We start from the raw sequence: 18,805 nt of genomic DNA, 5'->3' as shown, positions 1-18,805 counted from the left end.
TTCTTTCTGCTTTTTTTTGCTGATTTCCTTTGCTATAATAACTAAGTTAGGAGTGAGAAAGTGAGACAAGCAAATTTTGATTGGAAGTTAAGCGAGACAGAGCCTTCTGAATCCTTTCTCCAAATGATCCGTGAACTGAAATTATCTCCATTTGTCGGTAAGTTACTGTGGCAAAGAGGTTACCATGAGGAAGAGGATATCAACCGATTTTTACATCCAAAGGAACAAGAACTACATGATCCGTATCTGATGCACGATATGGATAAAGCAATCAGTCGAATACAAAAAGCTGTAATCAGTGGAGAAAAAATCCTCGTTTACGGTGATTATGATGCAGACGGAATCACCAGTGCAACGGTAATGAAAGAAACACTGGAATTACTTGGCGCAGAAGTAGAAGTATTTTTGCCAAATCGATTTGAGCACGGGTATGGACCAAATCGATCGGTATACCAAGAAAAGATCGAAAAAGGCATCCAGTTGATTATCACTGTTGATAACGGGGTAGCAGGAAATGATGCAGTAGCATATGCTCAGCAAGCTGGTGTAGACGTGATCATTACAGACCATCACGAACTACCTGAGAAATTACCAGACGCCTATGCGATTGTTCATCCTCGTCATCCAGCGGGGCAATATCCATTTCCAGATCTGGCAGGAGTCGGAGTAGCATTCAAAGTAGCTTCTGCATTGTTGGAAGAACCACCTGCAGAATTTTTGGATTTAGTAGCGATAGGAACAATCGCCGATTTAGTTTCATTGACTGATGAGAATCGAATCCTTGTTTCATTAGGAATCGATGCCATCCATCATTCAGAACGGATAGGACTTCAGGCACTGTTTGAAGAAAGCGGCATAAAAATGAGGGATGCAGACGAAACAACGATCGGCTTTTCGATTGCGCCCAGACTAAATGCCATTGGTCGAATGGGTGACCCGCGACCTGCCGTTTCATTGCTTGCAACGTTTGACGAAGAAGAGGCATCCATTCAAGCAAAAAAATTGAATGAAATCAATGAAGAAAGAAAAGCAATCGTAGAGCAGATAACAGAAGAAGCATTAGCAATGGTCAATAAGGAGAATCATATCCATCTATTGGTAAACCGAGGATGGCATGAAGGTGTTTTAGGTATTGTTGCAGGAAAAATAATGAACGAAACTGGTAAACCAACGCTTGTTCTTACTTTAAAAGAAGACGGATCAGCTAAAGGTTCTGGACGTAGTGTTGAAGCCTTGAACCTTTTTGAAATGCTTGACCAGATGCGGGATCTATTTACTTATTTTGGAGGACATCATGCAGCAGTCGGGTTAACGATGCCAAGTGAAAATGTCACAATACTACAGGAGAAGATGAACCAATATATAGTCGATCGTCAAATCGATTTGACAAGAGGACCTGAATTAAGAATTGATGAAGTGCTACTTCCGAATGAAGTAACAGTAGAGCGTATTGATGAACTAAAATTATTAGCGCCATTTGGTACAGATAATCCTTTACCTCAATTTTTATTTCGGCAAGTCCAAGTAGCGAATGTCAAAAAAATCGGAGCAAACCAACAGCATCTGAAATTTGTCCTTTCCGATGAATCTAGTCAGCTTGATGCGGTCGCTTTTGGTTTTGGAACTCAAGAAGAAGAACTGCTGAATAATCTAGTAGATGTAGTAGGAAAGCTTTCGATCAATGAATGGAATGGACGTAAGAAACCACAACTGATGGTATCTGATTTTGCAGTAGGTGGTCTGCAGGTATTTGATTGGCGGGCAAAACGTTTCCGTGAACAGAGCCGAACATCTGAAGACAGTCTTTATTTAGCTTTTGATTCTTCGACGTTGAAATTCGTGCCGGAGAGCATCCAAGAAACGGCGATTGTTTTCGAAGGAATGGACTTTATACAAGCAGTAATTGAAAAAAGAAAACCGAAATCTCTGGTTATTATGGATTGTCCAGATGATTTAGCAAAGCTGAAAGAAGTCTTTGGGTCTTATTCATTCAATCGTGTTTATCTGATGGGGATTTCACCTGATGAGGCTTATTTGAATGGGGTAGGCACAAGAGAACAGTACGCCAAATTGTTTAAATTGATCCATTCTCAAGAACGAATAGATATACGTCATAAAATAAAAGCAGTAGCTCAATATTTGCGTATCCCTGAAAAATTATTAATTTTTATGATACAGGTGTTTTTTGAATTGAAATTTGTTACAATAGAGAACGGTGTTTTACAAAAAGTCGCCAGCCCAGAAAGTCATCCTTTGACTGAGAGCAAATTATACCAGCAGCGGCTAAATAAAATCAAAGTTGAGGAATTTTTGCTTTTGAGCGATATTCCTACCATAAAGAAATGGTTAACAACCTAGGAGGAAACAAAGAGTGGATTTAAAAGATTATATTGCCAGTATTCCCGACTATCCGTCAAAAGGAATTGTGTTCAGAGATATTTCCCCGCTGATGGCAGATGGTGATGCTTATCGGGAAGCTACGAAGCAAATCGTAAATTATGCAAAAGAAAAACGAATTGATATGGTAGTTGGACCAGAAGCACGTGGGTTCATCGTAGGATGTCCTGTTGCTTATGAGTTAGGAGTCGGTTTTGCACCAGTCCGCAAAAAAGGAAAATTACCTCGAGAAACCATCGAAGTGACTTATGGATTAGAATATGGAACAGATACATTGACATTGCATAAGGATGCCATTAAACCAGGTCAGCGTGTGCTGATTTGTGACGATTTGCTGGCTACAGGTGGAACGATCAAAGCGACAATCGAACTGATCGAACAATTAGGTGGTGTAGTCGTAGGCTGCGCATTTTTAATCGAATTGATGGATCTCCATGGACGCGACAAAATCAAAGGATACGACATTATTACATTAATGGAATATTAAGCAGAAAAAGCGATTTATGATTTATAATTTATAAAGAAGCGATTTTGAAGCGACCCTCAAAAGTCAGATAGGCACTCTGACGCTTGAGGGTCGCTATTTTTTTATAAATGGAGCCAGTCAAAGTCCAGTAAAAGTTCGAAAAAAAGGATGTGACCATTTTTTGTCACACCCTCGTAAAAGTTTAACTTTTTGTCTTTTGAACAATTAGCAGTCAATCCTCATTATGATTGCCTGGATCTGTAGTAGGGTTCATGATAGAAATGATCTTCATGAATTCTGCGCCGCTCAGATTGACGGTACTTCTTTTCATCCCACAACATGAACCACAAAGTAAATAACGGAACAAACACAAGTAAAGCTGGACGTATGCCGAAATTACCAATAATAATACCTAAAAACAAAACAGTTAATACTAAGCCAAGACGTCTCATTGATTTCATGAATTCTCACCTCGTTAATTTATGCGAACAATTGTTCGTATATTTAGTATACGAATATTTGTTCGGTTTGTAAAGAGGGAAGCGATAAAAATTTGAAAGAAGAAGAACTTGGGCGAAAAAAGAGTTTGAGACAATGGTCTCAAACTCGGTTTTAAAAAATTTCTTTTTTAGTACTAATTAATAGATATGACTACGATAAAGCCCTACTACTCGTCCTAATATAGATACTTGATCTAAAATGATTGGTTCGAGTAAGTCGTTTTCAGGTTGAAGACGGAAGTAGTTTTTTTCTTTATAGAATCGTTTGCAAGTCGCTTCATCCTCTGCAGTCATTGCAATGACGATATCACCGTTTTGTGCAGTTTCCTGCTTCCGAACGATCACGTTGTCGCCATCCAAAATTCCAGCATTGATCATACTATCTCCACGAATCGTCAGCATAAAGAGACTGCCTTCTTCAGAAGAAAGATTAGGAGGGATCGGAAAGAAGTCCGAAGCATCCTCTACTGCTAAAATTGGTTCTCCAGCTGTTACTACGCCAAGTACTGGAATAGTTGTTGGACGAATCCCAATCTTTTCTAAACCTTGTTTTGTCAACTCGATTGCACGAGGTTTCGTCGGATCTCTTTGGATAAACCCCTTTTTTTCAAGCCGTGCAAGATGACCGTGAACAGTAGAAGTAGAAGAAAGCTGAACAGCTTCCCCGATTTCACGGACAGTTGGCGGGTATCCTTTTTGGGTTACTTGTTCATGGATATAACGTAAGACTTCAATTTGTCTTGATTCAGTTTGTCGGGCCACAAGGTACACCTTCTTTCACTTGATAAATAAATAGTACCATATAAAAAGCGCTAAATCAAACGAATGTTCGTATTTTATTTAGTTTATCTAGTTGTTTTTTTTTCAGTTTTTATATAATATGAAGGAGAGTAAAAGGAGGGCTGAGCATGCTGTCACCTGAAAAAATAGAGCGGATCAATGAACTTGCACGTAAAAAGAAGGAAAATGGTCTCTCGAAAGCCGAAGAACAAGAACAAATCAACTTGCGTAAAGAGTATTTGGAAGCTTTTCGTTCCGGTATGCGTCATCATATCGAAGGAATGAAAATCGTCGATCCTGAGGGCAATGACGTGACCCCGGAAAAATTAAAAGAAATCCAAAAGAAAAAAGGCTTACACAACCGAAATGACAACTTTTAGTAAAAAATACTGAAAATGATTGCTTTTTCGTTTGACATCTTATAGAATGAGAGTGTAAGAAATAAAGGTAAAAAAAACCTAAATTAATAGGAGGGGTTATTTTGTTTGACAAAATTGACCAACTTGGCGTTAACACAATTCGTACATTAAGTATTGAAGCAGTCCAAAAAGCAAACTCAGGACATCCTGGATTGCCGATGGGCGCAGCACCTATGGCATATGCGTTATGGACAAAACACCTGAAAGTAAATCCAACGACATCGAAAAATTGGGCTGATCGCGACCGTTTCATTCTTTCAGCAGGACATGGGTCAGCAATGTTATATAGTTTACTTCATTTAGCTGGCTATCAAGTGACAATTGATGATTTGAAACAATTCCGTCAATGGGATTCTAAGACACCGGGACATCCTGAAGTCCATCATACAGATGGTGTAGAAGCTACTACAGGCCCATTAGGCCAAGGAATTGCAATGGCTGTTGGTATGGCGATGGCAGAAGCACATCTTGCAGCCACTTATAACAAAGAAAACTTCAACGTAATGGATCACTATACGTATGCAATTTGTGGGGATGGAGACTTGATGGAAGGAGTCTCTCAAGAAGCAAGTTCGATGGCAGGTCATATGAAGTTAGGTAAATTAATCGTTTTATATGATTCAAACGATATTTCATTAGATGGTCCAACTTCAAAAGCGTTCACAGAAAATGTTGGTGCTCGTTATGAAGCATATGGCTGGCAACATATCTTAGTGAAAGACGGAAATGACCTAGAAGCAATCTCTAAAGCGATTGAAGAAGCAAAAGCTGAAACAGATAAACCAACGTTGATCGAAGTAAAAACAGTCATCGGCTACGGTGCTCCTAAAGAAGGAACATCTGCTGTTCATGGTGCTCCTCTTGGTGAAGATGGTATCAAGATGGCTAAAGAAGTTTACGGATGGGATTATCCAGACTTCACTGTTCCCGAAGAAGTAGCTGCCCGCTTCCATCAAACAATGATAGAAGAAGGACAAAAAGCTGAAGATGCGTGGAATGAAATGTTTGCCAATTATAAAAAAGCTTATCCTGAATTAGCACAACAATTTGAAGATGCCTTTGATGGAAAACTGCCAGAAAACTGGGATGCAGAATTGCCAACTTATGAAGTGGGAAGCAGTCAAGCAAGCCGTGTTTCAAGTAAAGAAGTCATCCAAGAATTATCGAAAGCTATACCAAGTTTCTGGGGTGGTTCAGCAGATTTATCAGGTTCCAATAATACAATGGTAGCTGCTGATAAAGATTTTACTCCTGAACATTATGAAGGACGTAACATCTGGTTTGGCGTTCGCGAATTTGCGATGGCTTCGGCTATGAATGGTATCCAACTTCATGGCGGAACTCGTATCTATGGCGGAACATTCTTTGTCTTTGTCGATTACCTAAGACCAGCTGTTCGTTTAGCAGCGATTCAACATACGCCTGTTGTTTACGTTTTGACACATGACTCCGTTGCTGTCGGAGAAGACGGACCAACACACGAACCGATTGAACAATTAGCTTCTGTTCGTTGCATGCCTGGTGTCCAAGTGATTCGTCCAGCAGACGGAAATGAAACACGTGCTGCTTGGAAAGTGGCGATGGAGACTAGTGATGCGCCTACTATCCTTGTATTGAGCCGCCAAAACCTTCCTGTATTGCCTTCTACAAAAGAAGTAGCAGATGAAATGGTCAAAAAAGGCGCATACGTTCTTTCTCCAGCTAAAGGAGAAACACCAGAAGGTATTTTGATTGCAACTGGCTCTGAAGTTGATTTAGCCGTGAAAGCTCAAAAAGAATTGGCAGAAAACGGGAAAGATGTTTCTGTTGTCTCTATGCCAAGCTTCGACCTGTTTGAAAAACAATCTTCTGAATACAAAGAAAGCGTACTTCCTAAAGCAGTGAAGAAACGCGTGGCGATCGAAGCTGCTGCATCATTCGGATGGGAACGCTATGTGGGTACAGAAGGAACAACGATTACCATCGATCATTTCGGTGCATCTGCTCCTGGTGCTAAAATTTTAGAAGAGTTTGGATTTACAGTAGAAAATGTTGTGAATACGTACAATCAATTATCATAGACACCAATCATTGTTTGAATGATAAAGACAGCTGTCTGCAAGTTGGAGGCAGCTGTTTTTTATGTGGTGGTAAGAATAAATCAATGTTACTTTTCGTTTTCTTTTATATTACATTTAAATGACAAAACAAAGAATTCTTCGGATTAGTTTGTGTTTCTTGAGAATTAAAAGTATAATTCAATTAATTAAGTTTGTTTTAAGAAGAGAACTTTTTAGTAAGTTTTTTTATTTTGAGGAGGAATTTGAATGCAAGAGCTGAAGACCCGCAGTGCCCGACACCATAGACCTAAAAGAAACATGGTGATCAATAAAAAAGCGATTGCTCCTTTAATTGGAACGAGTCTTTTAGTTGGGCCGATGATGGTTACAGCGGTACCGCAAAGTGTTCATGCAGATGAACAAGGATCTCAAACAGTTGCTGATCCTCAAGCGTTTATCGATCAAATCGGCTGGTCTGCATCAGAAGTTGCTGCAAGTAATGACTTGTATGCTTCAGTCATGATCGCTCAAGCGTTGTTGGAAAGTGCATATGGTACTTCCGGATTAGCTAGTGCGCCCAATTATAATTTGTTCGGTGTAAAAGGAAGCTATAACGGACAGGTCGTTTATATGGCAACCAAAGAATATGTAAACGGACAATGGGTAACGATGAATGAACCATTCCGAAAATATTCTTCTTATTGGGAATCCTTCCAAGACCACGCAAATGTTCTTCGTTCAACCAGTTTTTCAACAGGCGATTATCATTATGCTGGTGTATGGAAAAGCAATACAACAAGTTTTTATGATGCAACAGCGTACTTGACAGGTCGTTACGCTACTGATCCAGATTATGGAACCAAATTGAACTCATTGATTAATACTTATAATTTAACCCGTTTTGATACACCATCAACTGGTTCGGCGACAACAACAACTACAAGTACAACAACAACAACTACTACGACGACTTCAACGTCATCATCATCGTCGACAACAGGTACGGATACAAATAGTAGTCAAACATATACAGTTGTATCAGGAGATACGCTATGGGATATTGCACAAAAATTTGGCATGTCTGTTGATGATCTAATGGCGAAAAACGGCATGTCCATGTCCAGTTATTCTTTATTAGTCGGACAAGAACTAAACGTGTGATTTAGATAAAAAGGCAAAGAAACGACCATATCTGGTATATCTTTGTCTTTTTTTTTACTAGTCAAAGACGAATCACTCGCCAGAAATGAACAGATTGTATTATGATAAGTAGGGAAGAGCAAAGACAAGGAGGAATTGAAGATGACAGCTATCTATAACTCAGTCACCGAATTGATTGGTAAAACGCCAATCGTCAAATTAAATAAACTCGTACCAGAAGATTCAGCAGATGTATTTGTGAAACTTGAGTTTTTTAATCCAGGAGGAAGTGTAAAGGACCGGATTGCTCTAAGTATGATAGAAAAAGCGGAACATGATGGATTACTGAAACCAGGAGATACTATCATTGAACCTACCTCCGGAAATACAGGAATCGGATTGTCGATGGTAGGAGTCGCGAAAGGATATAAAGTCATTATCGTGATGCCTGAGACGATGAGTATCGAAAGACGTTTATTGATGAAAGGATACGGCGCAGAGTTGATTCTGACGCCTGGTGTGGATGGTATTTCTGGATCCATTAGAGAAGCAGAACGTTTGGCAAAAGAAAATGGCTACTTTTTACCCTTACAATTTGAAAATGAAGCAAATCCTCTTGTACATGAAAAAACGACTGGTCCAGAGATTCATCAAGCCTTTGGAGTAAATGGATTGGACGCTTTTGTCGCAGGTATCGGGACAGGCGGGACAATCACTGGCGCTGGCCGAGAATTAAAACGTGTGTATCCAAAAATCGAATTAGTAGGGGTAGAACCGGCAGAATCTGCCATTTTAGAAGGAAAAGAAGCGGGTCCTCACAAGATCCAAGGAATCGGTACAGGATTTGTCCCTAAAACATTGGATACCTCTGTATATGATAAAGTCCTTTCCGTGACTGGTGACGAAGCGATGGAAACAGCTAGAGAAGTCGGACGAAAAGAAGGGATTTTAGTTGGTATCTCATCTGGTGCTGCAATTGCTGCCGCATTAAAAGTCGCAAAAGAACTAGGGAAAGGCAAAAAGGTATTAGCAGTCGTTCCCGACAATGGTGAACGTTATTTATCTACAGCCCTTTACCAAGAAATGTAAGTAAACTTGTTTCTCTATAAATAGGTTTATGTGGAAGGCTTTTACAGATGAAAAGAGAAAACACAAAAATCTATGATAAGAAAAGAGTTAGTTGAATAGAGACGTAGAATGGTGAACATGACTGTTTTACGTCTTTTTTTCATTAAAATACAATAAAATTGAATTTTCTTTTCATGTTAAGTGGATTTTAAAATGTAAAAATAGTATGATAGGACGAGAATAACAACGTGGGGTGTTTACATGGAAAATAAGTTAGTCGAAGAGGTTATCGAAAAGTTAAAAAAAGAGAACATTCGAATCACACCTCAACGGTATGCGGTTTTAGAATATTTGATTGAACATCATTCCCATCCAACAGCTGATGAGATTTATAAAGCACTTGAACATCGTTTCCCAAACATGAGTGTTGCGACCGTTTACAACAATCTTCGTCTGTTTACTTCGATTGGATTTGTTCAAGAAATGAAGTACGGCGATGCTTCTAGTCGCTTTGATTTCAGCTCAAAGCGTCACTATCATGTGATTTGCGAAAACTGCGGTAAGATCGTTGATTTTCATTACCCAGGGTTAGAAGATATAGAAATGGCTGCGAGTAGGCTGACTGATTTTGAGATTAACGAACATCGGTTGGAATTGTATGGACTTTGTCCAGACTGTAAAGAATCAGCAAAAAAGGCACAAATGTAAAACAGTTTCTACAAGTGTTACACTTAAAAAAGCTGGCTACGTAAAAAAACGCTAGCTTTTTTTATTTTTTTGTCTTTTATTCACAAGGACAAACGTTAAAGTGAATGTTATCACAATGATGATCTTGCTAACAATGGATTTCTATGATTGTAAATGAGTAAAACTACAAATAAACCTTTGTGAATTCACAAGCATTAAACTGTTGTATCCGTTTTATTTCTGTTATAGTAATTTTGTCGAAGGACAAAATGTTAATCGGAGGGACCATAAATGAAAGTAGTAGTAATTGGCTGTACTCATGCAGGTACTGCAGCTGTAAAAAGTATTTTAAAAAATCATCCAGAAGCAGAAGTGACAGTGTATGAAAGAAATGACAATATTTCTTTCTTATCTTGCGGTATCGCACTTTATGTCGGCGGAGTAGTAAAAGACCCAGCAGGCTTGTTCTACTCAAACCCTGAAGAATTATCTTCATTAGGAGCAACAGTTAAAATGGAACACGATGTAACAGACGTCGATACAGAAAACAAAACAGTGACGGCAAAAGATCTGAAAACAGGAGAAACAGAAACGGTTTCTTATGATAAATTAGTAATGACAACTGGTTCATGGCCTATCATCCCACCGATTAGTGGAATTGATGCAAAAAATGTACTCCTATGCAAAAACTACAACCAAGCAAATGAAATCATTGCACAAGCGAAAGAAGCAAAACGTGTAGTAATCGTTGGTGGTGGGTATATCGGTATTGAATTAGTCGAAGCTTTTGTCGAATCAGGAAAACAAGTAACATTGATTGATGGGTTAGATCGCATCTTGAACAAATATCTAGATAAACCATTCACAGATATCCTAGAAAAAGAATTGACAGACCGTGGTGTCACTCTTGCATTAGGTGAAAATGTTACTGAATTCATCACAGATGAAGAAGGAAAAGTGAAACAAGTAGCTACACCAACAGATACATTTGATACAGATATGGTCATTTTATGTGTGGGCTTCCGTCCAAATACAAAACTGATCGAAGGAAAAGTAGAGACACTGCCAAACGGGGCAATCAAAGTAAATGAATACATGCAAACAAGTGATCCAGATATTTTTGCCGCTGGAGATTCAGCAGTAGTCAACTACAATCCAAGTGGCACACAAAACTATATTCCTCTGGCAACAAATGCCGTGCGCCAAGGATTGCTTGTAGGAAATAACTTGACAGAGCATAAAATGGCGTATCGTGGGACTCAAGGAACTTCAGGACTTTATCTCTTTGGCTGGACGATTGGCTCGACAGGAGTGACCAAAGAAAGCGCAACATTGAACGATCTAGAAGTCCAAGCAACGGTATTTGAAGACAATTATCGTCCAGAGTTCATGCCGACTACCGAAAAAGTAATGATGGAGTTAGTTTATGAAAAAGGCACAAATCGTATCGTTGGTGCTCAGTTCATGTCTAAATACGACATTACGCAATCAGCAAATACTATGTCTTTAGCTGTTCAAAATAAAATGACTGTAGAAGATCTTGCTCTTTCAGACTTCTTCTTCCAACCACATTTTGACCGTCCTTGGAATTACTTGAACCTACTTGCACAAGCAGCGCTAGGCGAAATCGAAACAGCACAATAAAGAAAGACAGACGAGAGCGGTTAGGAAAAAGCTGTTTAGTTTTGACTAAATACCGTTTATTTTGGAAAAAGGGTTGTGACGTATTTTTTGTCACGACCCTCTGTCTTTTTGTGAAAAGTACAATTAGTTGTCTTTCTTCGCATTTTTTGTCACAATAAGCAACAAAGATAAAGCTATTACGTAAAAGAACAAGCAGTTTTACTTGAACTTGAAAAGAAAGGTGAGAAAGAAAATGAATAAAGAATATTTTGTCCAACAAGATGCATTTTTAGAAGATTATAAAAATGTTGCGAAGGAGTCGACGATCAATATAGATGAGTTGGCGGAGCAAGTGCTCTCTCAATTGAATGAAACACAAGAGGAATATTATACGATGCCAGCAGAAGATGCGAAAGATAATGCTTCTCATCGTTTTCCTTTCAGTCGGCGTATCTACTCAGATGAAAATGACGGCACATTGAATACGGAGTACACATATGAAGGACAGCCGTATGAACTAGAAACAGAAGATGATGTTTAAACACCGTTTATTCGGAAAAAGGGGTTATGACATTTTTGTCAAACCCCTTTTTTCTTGATTTCATTCTCTTTTTTACTACAAAAATCCTTTTAACTTTGTTGTTTAGGAAACAAAAAAATAATATAATGAAAGAAAAAGAAGGTGTAGAAATGGATAAAAGACAGCTGCTAATAGAAGAATATCTGGAATTAGCTAATGAGATTATTCATCGTAATAAACCAGAAATGGAAAAAGAATTTGCAGGATTTACGCTAAATGAACTAGAAGTGATTGAACATATCGGGAAAATCCCTGATCCTAACGTGACAAAATTAGCGAATGCTAGTTATATGACTAGAGGAGCCATCAGTAAGCTAACAAAAAAACTGATAGCCAGAGGGATCATAAACACTTATCAAAGCGAAGAGAATAAAAAAGAAATCTATTTTCAATTGACGCCAATCGGACAAAAAATAAAGAATAGACACGAGCAACTACATCAAAAATGGGTCCAGCGAGATGCTGCTGTATTTGAAAATATGTCAAAAGAAGAATTTGACACAGTATTTCGTTTTATCGGTCGATACAGAGAATTTATACGAAGAAGCAAATGAAACTAATGTTTTATATTGTAATAATAATAGGCAAAGATTATAAGCAAAAATCCGAATACCGTCGGAAGAACTGGTGCTGCGGCATAAAGCTGTCCTGCGATTAGCGGGCCGATGACGCGCGATAGAGATTGTATACTTTGGGTACCGCCCATTACAAGACCTTGCTGGTTTTCTGAAACAGAATTGGATAGTTGGCCATTGAATACAGGAGTAAAAATAGAATCGCCGAAACCATAACAGATAATCCCAAATAAAAACAAAACCGGCAGTAGAAGAATTCCAGATAATGTGATGAATAGATAGGCGAGGATTTCACTGCACATTCCTATTCTTGTGATCTGCTGTTCTGAAAATTTTTTGAGCAATCGAGGCATAATGAATAATTGTGAGACAATATCCAAGATTCCAATCAAAGAGAAGCTTAAACCAACCAACCCCGCTTTCCACTGAAAGGTGTCAATCGAAAATTGAGAAAAGATAGATTGCAGAGAGCCAGCCGCTAACCAAACAGCAAAACCGACTGTCAATAAAGGAATAACGGATGAAATCTTGAATAATTGTTGTAATTGGTGAAAAGGTCTTACATGGGAGAAACTTAAATCTACTGAACGTTTTTTTATTGGAAGGCTTTCTTGCATAAATGTGTAGCCATAAACGGCATTTAAGAAAGTAAAGAGTGCTCCAATAAATATAGGAACAGAATTTCCCAATTCAGCTAATAGACCACTTATAATAGGACCAAGCGTTGTTCCTATACCGACTAAAGCACCCATCCATCCAAAAACTTTGGTTCTTTCATTAGGTTCCGTGATGTCGGCAAAGTAAGCATATAAGGTGGAGATTTCTCCTGCTGTCAATCCTTCAATGATACGACCAAGGAACAACATCCATATCGAATTTCCTAAACCAAAAATCAAATATCCAATACTTGATCCTAATAAACTGATAATAAGGATCGGACGACGCCCGAAATGATCACTTAAGCTACCGAGAATGGGGGCAGATAAGAAGGCAGCTAGAGCATAAACAGACATGAGCAAAGTGATATAGAAAGCTTGCTGATGTGCGGAGTGGGAATAAGGAAGCACTAAAAAAGGAAGTACAGGACTGACGATAGTAAATCCTAATCCAGTGAATAAGACAGAAATATATCCAAAAACTTTAGAATGTTTATTTGTGAAACTGAACATTTAAAAAACTCCTTTATACAATAATGTTAACTCGGAAACAAAAAAAGTGTACAGTAATTTTGTTTCCTTGTCAACATTATGAGGAGCAGCGAAATCTACTTGACTTATTTATTCCGAAAAGTGAAAATGCACATCAAAAACATAAACAAACAAAAATCAAGTAGACGACACTATAAATCTGACCGATCAGTGAAGCAATAGAAAAGAAACCTGTTCTTGCTTCCCATGTTTTTTTTACGTATACTGTGATTGAGCGGAGGAGAAATCATGTTGAATTTAGAAAAATACTTAAGCGCTGGACAAACAGTCATATCTAATCTTTTACTTAAAAATTATCATAGGATCGGTCTGCAATCTGAAGAATTTTTATTTGTTCTACAGTTGCACATGGCACAGCTTGAAGGAGATACTTTCCCTGATTTGCAGATGATTGCTATAGATATGGGAATCAAACAAGACCAGATTTTTCAAATACTGGATCGTCTCGTAACAAATGGATTTATCAAGATAGAAACGACGATTGTCAATGGTAAAAAAGCAGATCGATATAATCTTTACCCTATTTATGATCAATTAGGTGAGTATTTAAAAACACAAGAAAAAAAATACGAAGAAAAAATACAAGAAAAAGAAATCCAGTCAGTGTATCAATTATTTGAACAAGAATTTGGACGTCCGCTTTCTTCGATCGAGTTCCAGCGGATTGGTCAATGGCTAGAAGAAGACCATTATCAGCCGGAAATTTTGAAGCTAGCACTACGGGAAGCCGTATTGAATCAGGCTTATAGTTTTAATTACATTGACCGCATTTTGCTATCGTGGGAAAGAAAAAATCTACGTACAAAACAGCAAGTAGAAGAAGACCAAAAACGAAGGAAACAGCAACTTCTTCAAAGAGAAGTAGAACAGCCGACTCAACAAGAAGAATTGCCAAAAGTTTCGCTGAAAAATTGGTTGGAGGAGTAGCAGAATATGTTAAGCAAACAAAAGACGATGGAAGCTCTAGAAACGATGTATGAAATGTTCCCAGAAGCACACGGAGAACTGAAACACAATAATCCATTTGAGTTATTGATTGCAGTGATCTTAAGTGCCCAAGCGACAGATGTATCAGTAAATAAAGCAACGCCAGATTTGTTTGCCTCCTTCCCGACACCTGATGCATTAGCAGATGCTTCAATCGATGAAATCATCCTCAAAATAAAAACGATTGGTTTGTATCGTAACAAAGCAAAAAATATCAAAGCGTGTGCGCAGCAGCTGATTGAACGTTTCGACGGACAAGTACCAACGACAAGAGAAGAATTGATGTCTCTTCCTGGCGTGGGCAGAAAAACGGCAAATGTCGTATTAGGAGATGCATTCGGGATACCAGCAATCGCAGTAGATACCCATGTTGAGCGTGTTTCAAAACGACTGAGGATCTGCAAACTAGATGCCTCGGTCATGGAAGTAGAAGAAACACTGATGCGGAAAGTGCCGCAAGAATTATGGGTAAAGACACATCATACACTGATTTTTTTCGGTAGATATCATTGTACAGCAAGAAATCCTAAGTGTGAGGTGTGTCCTTTGCTATCAATATGTCAAGATGGGAAAAATCGGATGCGCCTAAAAGAAAAGACGCTAAAAAAGAAACCACGCCTGTAGACGTGGTTTCTTTTTTCTATCTGTTTCCAGAAGCTGAGGTGCTACTGGATGGTGTATGGTCATTTGCAGCATCCGCTTCGCTAGTTGCTGGTTCACTGGAAGAAGGAAGAGTAGATGAAGACGGCGTCGAGCTTTCTTCAGATGAAGAAGAAGGAACCGTCGTTGATGACGCTGGCTCACTTGTCTCTGCTGTCGTGCTTTCTGTTGAGGACTCAGCGGTTGATTCACTTTGACTAGTAGAGCTAGTTTGAGTCGTCGTCTCTGTTGTTGAGCTTTCAGGAGCCTGGACATAGCTGGAAGAAGGAATAGTTGTTGATGGCGCAACTGTATTTGATTTCACTGTATATTGATCCTTATAGTACAGTTCACCGCCCACACGAATCAAACCGCTTGGCATCTCCCAGTCTGTATTTGTCACGTTAGCTGAAACATATTGCATAAGCTCGCGATAAACATCAGAGGCCACGTGTGACGATTCTGAAGTGACAGGTGTCATTTTCTTGTTGTAACCTGTCCACACGGAAATCGAATAATTTGGTGTATAGCCCGCAAATAGGATATCTGGATATACACCAGAAGAAATACCAAGTTTCGCATATTCGTCATCTGTATAATTTGATGTTCCGGTCTTACCGGCTTGATATAACCCAGCGATTTGCGCATTCGTACCAGTACCTTCAGTGATTGTATCTTTTAAAATGTCTGTGATCATATAAGCTGTTTCTGGAGACATGGCTGTTTTTCCATCAGGTTCATAAGTTTCTTCTGTACCGTCTTGGAAGACGATTTTATTAACATATTGAGGTTTGTAATAGGTTCCTCCATTGGCGAAAGCCGCATAGGCTGCTGCCATTTTTAAGGAAGAAGCTCCGTATTTTGTCCCATCTTGTTCTTCCGTATTACTAGAGATCGCATTCGATTGATGGATCGTGCTGTATTCGATCCCAAGATTTTTTAAGAAAGAAGCCACTTTATCTGAACCGACTTCATTGAATAATTTGACTGCTGGAACATTACGGGATAAGTAAAGTGCTTGGCGTAAAGTAATGGTGCCCATATATTGATTATCCCAGTTTCCTACAGGAGTAGAAGTGCCTTCATAGTTATACGGCGCATCAGTGATAGTTTTTCCAGTAGAATATTTCAAATATTCAAAAGCTGGTCCGTAATCTGTGACAGGTTTCATCGTAGAACCAAAATCACGGGAAGTATTCACTGCTAAGTTGTTGCCTAAAGTCACGTCTTCTGCGATGTGACGCCCGCCAATCTGGGCTTTGACTTTCCCAGTATTTGTGTCGATAAGCGTGGAGGCAACTTGCATCTCGTCGTCTGGATAAGAGACATACTGATCCGTATTGACGATATCATATAGTTTCTTTTGAGCATCCAGATCCAAATTCGTATAAATCTCTAAACCGTCTGTGTAGACATTCTTATCTGTTTTTTCTTGTACTTCATTGATGACTTCTTTGACATAATTATCGACGATCTTAGTGTTGTCATCAGATTGAGTTAGCTCTTGCAAACCATCCGTTACCGGTACATTGACAGCTTGATCATATTCTGTTTGAGAGATTTTTTCGTTTTGAAGCATCGTATACAAAACAGTATCTCGTCTTTTCTTCGCCTGATCGGGATAAACATAAGGATCATAGGCAGAAGGGGCTTGCGGCATTCCAGCAAGCAATGCTGTTTGTGGTAAAGAAAGTTCTGATAGTTTCTTACCAAAGTACATCTCAGAAGCTGTCTCCATCCCGTACAAACCATTTGACATGTACACTTTATTTACGTAGTAGGTCAAAATTTCTTGTTTCGATTTTTTCTGTTCCAATCTTACAGCCATCCACGCTTCTTGAGCCTTACGTTTCAGGGTCTGATCCTCGGCGCTGGTGGAGAAGAAGGAAAGTTTGATCAATTGTTGTGTCAAAGTACTTCCGCCTTGTAGACCGCCAGAGGTGAAATTAGAAAGGGCAGAACCGATGATCCGAATAGGGTCAACCCCGATATGTTTATAAAAACGCCGATCCTCTACTGACACGATCGCATCTTCCAATGTTTTCGGTAATTCATTTGCAGAAATCTTTTCTCGCTTTTCCGCACCTAGATCTTCGAATAATTCGCCATCTTGTGTATATAATTTGGAAGATACGGTAGCGTCCAATTTTTTATCTGTCAATTCGGGTGCATCTTTTGCGTAATACCAGAACAGTCCTACACCTGCTAAAAAGAGGATACAGAAAAACGAGAGGATGCCTAAAAGGATTTTAATAAATAATCCTTTTTTATGTGGTCCAGAAGTCTTCCCAGAACCTTTGCCAGAATTCTTCTTCACACTCTTTTTAGGAGTAGGCTGTTTCTGTCGTCTAGAGCTTCTAGTTTGTTCATTTGCCATTCTTGCTTTCTCCTTCAATAGATAATGTTGATAAATAGAAGTCAACCGCGTCCAAATAAGGAATCCGCGGAGAAATACCAGTTTTGATCTCTATTCCTAGTTCTTCGATCAATGATAAAGGCAGTGATTTGCGTCCTTTTTCCTTTTGAGCATCCCAGTAAGCAATCAAATGAACACTATTCAAATAAAAACAGCGTTTCAATGTCGAAAACCATAATAAGACAAAGCAGACTCCTTTTTGTTCGAGGCATGCTTTCATGTGTTCGATTTGATGGGCATGGAAGTTTTTAAAGGGAAACGATGTTTTGTTCTTGGTTTCTTTTGCTTCAAAGTCCAAGTAAAAGCCTCGATAGACGCCATTATAGTCTGTGGTTGAGGCTTGGGTAAAGTAGGCTTCTTTGATTACAGCAGCGCTTCTCTTAGGATAGTCTACTTTCACGATTTGGATAGGGGTAGGCTTTTTATGGATAACTGCCAACCCGCGGGAAAGATAATACTCATTACTTTCATTGATTGCTTCTTCAAAGCGCATCCCCCGATTGCCGAATTCGGTGATTTGTTTTCTTTTTTCTTGAATTTTTTCGACGGGAGAGGCATTCTTATAATAAGGTTGGCCGTTTGGATAGCGCAATACCATCTTTAATCACACTCCTAGGCCACATTATAGCAAAAAAGCAGATAGAAAGAAAAGGAATCTGAGATGGATAAGTCAAAAGTAATCTATGTGTCTGGGTATCGAAGTTTCGAACTCGGTGTTTTTAAAGAAAATGACCCTAAAATCCAAGTTGTTAAAAATGTTTTAAAAAGGGAACTCCGCCAGTTAGCAGAAGAAGGGGTGGAATGGGTACTTGTCAGTGGGAATTTGGGCGTTGAACTATGGACCGTGCAAACAGTAGCGGAATTGAAAGAAGAATATCCGGAACTTTCCATTGGTATTTTGTATCCTTTTGCTGATTTTGGTAATAACTGGAATGAAGGGAACCAAGAGAAAAAACAATTAGCAGAGCAATTAGCAGATTATGTCGAAGCTGTTAGCCATCAACCCTACCAATCACCTAGTCAGCTAAAGAATCATACTCGTTTTATACTTGAACATACAGTAGGCTGTCTGCTGATCTATGATGAAGAATTCCCTGGGAAAACGAAGTATTTTTTTGAAGATGCACAGAATTACCAAGCGGATCATCCTTACGAAATTCGGCTGATCAGCATGGACGATCTTCAAAATTTTAGTGAATAATCGATATTGTGTTTGATTTATCAACTTTTTTCCTATACAATGAAAAAGGTAGAAATGTTATTACGTAAATGAAAACTAGA

The 18,805-nt window shown here is 38.9% G+C and carries 18 protein-coding genes; 13 read left to right on the top strand and 5 right to left on the bottom strand.

Annotated features, from left to right (window positions below):
* Window positions 1-60 precede the first annotated feature (60 nt).
* Together recJ and A5849_RS08875 are read left to right on the top strand one after the other, a co-directional pair.
* A complete protein-coding gene (gene recJ, locus A5849_RS08880; protein WP_086310050.1) occupies window positions 61-2,358 on the top strand; it encodes a single-stranded-DNA-specific exonuclease RecJ in 2,298 nt (765 codons plus the stop codon).
* 13 nt (window positions 2,359-2,371) lie between these two features.
* Complete coding sequence (locus tag A5849_RS08875; protein WP_002295813.1) at window positions 2,372-2,884, top strand: adenine phosphoribosyltransferase; 513 nt, start codon at window positions 2,372-2,374, stop codon at window positions 2,882-2,884.
* 221 nt (window positions 2,885-3,105) lie between these two features.
* Here A5849_RS08875 and A5849_RS08870 read toward each other — a convergent pair whose 3' ends face one another.
* Window positions 3,106-3,324 carry a hypothetical protein gene (locus tag A5849_RS08870; protein WP_002297436.1) on the bottom strand — a complete coding sequence of 73 codons (219 nt, stop codon included), beginning with the start codon at window positions 3,322-3,324 and terminating at the stop codon, window positions 3,106-3,108.
* Window positions 3,325-3,501: 177 nt separating this feature from the next.
* Complete coding sequence (lexA, locus tag A5849_RS08865; RefSeq protein WP_002309378.1) at window positions 3,502-4,125, bottom strand: transcriptional repressor LexA; 624 nt, start codon at window positions 4,123-4,125, stop codon at window positions 3,502-3,504.
* A gap of 146 nt (window positions 4,126-4,271) precedes the next feature.
* Here lexA and A5849_RS08860 point away from each other — a divergent pair, with 146 nt between their 5' ends.
* The 8 genes from A5849_RS08860 to A5849_RS08825 all read left to right on the top strand — a co-directional run bounded on the left by A5849_RS08860 (window position 4,272) and on the right by A5849_RS08825 (window position 12,253).
* Window positions 4,272-4,523 (top strand): DUF896 family protein, encoded by a 252-nt coding sequence (locus tag A5849_RS08860; protein WP_002309377.1) that lies wholly within the window; start codon window positions 4,272-4,274, stop codon window positions 4,521-4,523.
* A gap of 101 nt (window positions 4,524-4,624) precedes the next feature.
* The gene (gene tkt / locus A5849_RS08855) at window positions 4,625-6,622 is read left to right on the top strand and encodes a transketolase (RefSeq protein WP_002313803.1); all 1,998 of its coding nucleotides are present in this window, start codon (window positions 4,625-4,627) and stop codon (window positions 6,620-6,622) included.
* 246 nt (window positions 6,623-6,868) lie between these two features.
* The gene (locus A5849_RS08850) at window positions 6,869-7,762 is read left to right on the top strand and encodes a glucosaminidase domain-containing protein (RefSeq protein WP_002309375.1); all 894 of its coding nucleotides are present in this window, start codon (window positions 6,869-6,871) and stop codon (window positions 7,760-7,762) included.
* 141 nt (window positions 7,763-7,903) lie between these two features.
* A complete protein-coding gene (cysK, locus tag A5849_RS08845; RefSeq protein ID WP_002309374.1) occupies window positions 7,904-8,830 on the top strand; it encodes a cysteine synthase A in 927 nt (308 codons plus the stop codon).
* 240 nt (window positions 8,831-9,070) lie between these two features.
* Entirely contained in the window at window positions 9,071-9,517 is a 447-nt protein-coding gene (locus A5849_RS08840) for a Fur family transcriptional regulator (RefSeq protein ID WP_002289542.1), read from the top strand.
* A gap of 270 nt (window positions 9,518-9,787) precedes the next feature.
* Complete coding sequence (locus A5849_RS08835; RefSeq protein WP_002309372.1) at window positions 9,788-11,140, top strand: NADH oxidase; 1,353 nt, start codon at window positions 9,788-9,790, stop codon at window positions 11,138-11,140.
* Window positions 11,141-11,372: 232 nt separating this feature from the next.
* A complete protein-coding gene (locus A5849_RS08830) occupies window positions 11,373-11,660 on the top strand; it encodes a DUF5960 family protein (RefSeq protein ID WP_002309371.1) in 288 nt (95 codons plus the stop codon).
* Window positions 11,661-11,809: 149 nt separating this feature from the next.
* Window positions 11,810-12,253, top strand: coding sequence for a MarR family winged helix-turn-helix transcriptional regulator (locus A5849_RS08825; protein WP_002335036.1), 444 nt, complete (start codon window positions 11,810-11,812; stop codon window positions 12,251-12,253).
* A 2-nt stretch (window positions 12,254-12,255) separates the two neighbouring features.
* Here A5849_RS08825 and A5849_RS08820 read toward each other — a convergent pair whose 3' ends face one another.
* Window positions 12,256-13,443, bottom strand: a complete 1,188-nt coding sequence (locus A5849_RS08820; RefSeq protein ID WP_002309367.1) for a tetracycline resistance MFS efflux pump — start codon at window positions 13,441-13,443, stop codon at window positions 12,256-12,258.
* Between the two features lie 267 nt (window positions 13,444-13,710).
* Between A5849_RS08820 and A5849_RS08815 the strand changes: the two genes are divergently transcribed.
* Together A5849_RS08815 and nth are read left to right on the top strand one after the other, a co-directional pair.
* On the top strand, window positions 13,711-14,409 hold the full coding sequence (locus A5849_RS08815; RefSeq protein WP_002309366.1) for a DnaD domain-containing protein: 699 nt from the start codon (window positions 13,711-13,713) through the stop codon (window positions 14,407-14,409).
* 6 nt (window positions 14,410-14,415) lie between these two features.
* The gene (nth, locus tag A5849_RS08810) at window positions 14,416-15,093 is read left to right on the top strand and encodes an endonuclease III (RefSeq protein WP_002309365.1); all 678 of its coding nucleotides are present in this window, start codon (window positions 14,416-14,418) and stop codon (window positions 15,091-15,093) included.
* 16 nt (window positions 15,094-15,109) lie between these two features.
* On the opposite strand, the gene A5849_RS08805 is transcribed toward nth, so the two are convergent.
* Both A5849_RS08805 and recU read right to left on the bottom strand, forming a co-directional pair.
* Window positions 15,110-17,485: a PBP1A family penicillin-binding protein gene (locus tag A5849_RS08805; protein ID WP_002309364.1), complete on the bottom strand. Its 2,376-nt coding sequence runs from the start codon at window positions 17,483-17,485 to the stop codon at window positions 15,110-15,112.
* Window positions 17,475-18,122: a Holliday junction resolvase RecU gene (gene recU, locus A5849_RS08800; RefSeq protein WP_002309362.1), complete on the bottom strand. Its 648-nt coding sequence runs from the start codon at window positions 18,120-18,122 to the stop codon at window positions 17,475-17,477. Before recU ends, A5849_RS08805 begins: the two co-directional genes overlap by 11 nt.
* 63 nt (window positions 18,123-18,185) lie before the next feature.
* Between recU and A5849_RS08795 the strand changes: the two genes are divergently transcribed.
* The gene (locus tag A5849_RS08795; RefSeq protein WP_002309361.1) at window positions 18,186-18,725 is read left to right on the top strand and encodes a DUF1273 domain-containing protein; all 540 of its coding nucleotides are present in this window, start codon (window positions 18,186-18,188) and stop codon (window positions 18,723-18,725) included.
* Window positions 18,726-18,805 lie beyond the last annotated feature (80 nt).

Source organism: Enterococcus sp. 10F3_DIV0382 (assembly GCF_002140245.1).
GTDB lineage: Bacteria > Bacillota > Bacilli > Lactobacillales > Enterococcaceae > Enterococcus_B > Enterococcus_B lactis.
The sequence above is the reverse complement of the archived record's forward strand: the minus strand, read 5'-3'. Positions and strand labels throughout refer to the sequence as shown.

Coding starts and splice junctions, on each gene's coding strand:
- A5849_RS08870 (WP_002297436.1), bottom strand. CDS start 3,324: ATGAAATCAATGAGACGTCTTGGCTTAGTATTAACTGTTTTGTTTTTA.
- A5849_RS08860 (WP_002309377.1), top strand. CDS start 4,272: ATGCTGTCACCTGAAAAAATAGAGCGGATCAATGAACTTGCACGTAAA.
- A5849_RS08850 (WP_002309375.1), top strand. CDS start 6,869: ATGCAAGAGCTGAAGACCCGCAGTGCCCGACACCATAGACCTAAAAGA.
- cysK (WP_002309374.1), top strand. CDS start 7,904: ATGACAGCTATCTATAACTCAGTCACCGAATTGATTGGTAAAACGCCA.
- A5849_RS08840 (WP_002289542.1), top strand. CDS start 9,071: ATGGAAAATAAGTTAGTCGAAGAGGTTATCGAAAAGTTAAAAAAAGAG.
- A5849_RS08835 (WP_002309372.1), top strand. CDS start 9,788: ATGAAAGTAGTAGTAATTGGCTGTACTCATGCAGGTACTGCAGCTGTA.
- A5849_RS08830 (WP_002309371.1), top strand. CDS start 11,373: ATGAATAAAGAATATTTTGTCCAACAAGATGCATTTTTAGAAGATTAT.
- A5849_RS08825 (WP_002335036.1), top strand. CDS start 11,810: ATGGATAAAAGACAGCTGCTAATAGAAGAATATCTGGAATTAGCTAAT.
- A5849_RS08820 (WP_002309367.1), bottom strand. CDS start 13,443: ATGTTCAGTTTCACAAATAAACATTCTAAAGTTTTTGGATATATTTCT.
- A5849_RS08815 (WP_002309366.1), top strand. CDS start 13,711: ATGTTGAATTTAGAAAAATACTTAAGCGCTGGACAAACAGTCATATCT.
- nth (WP_002309365.1), top strand. CDS start 14,416: ATGTTAAGCAAACAAAAGACGATGGAAGCTCTAGAAACGATGTATGAA.
- A5849_RS08805 (WP_002309364.1), bottom strand. CDS start 17,485: ATGGCAAATGAACAAACTAGAAGCTCTAGACGACAGAAACAGCCTACT.
- recU (WP_002309362.1), bottom strand. CDS start 18,122: ATGGTATTGCGCTATCCAAACGGCCAACCTTATTATAAGAATGCCTCT.
- A5849_RS08795 (WP_002309361.1), top strand. CDS start 18,186: ATGGATAAGTCAAAAGTAATCTATGTGTCTGGGTATCGAAGTTTCGAA.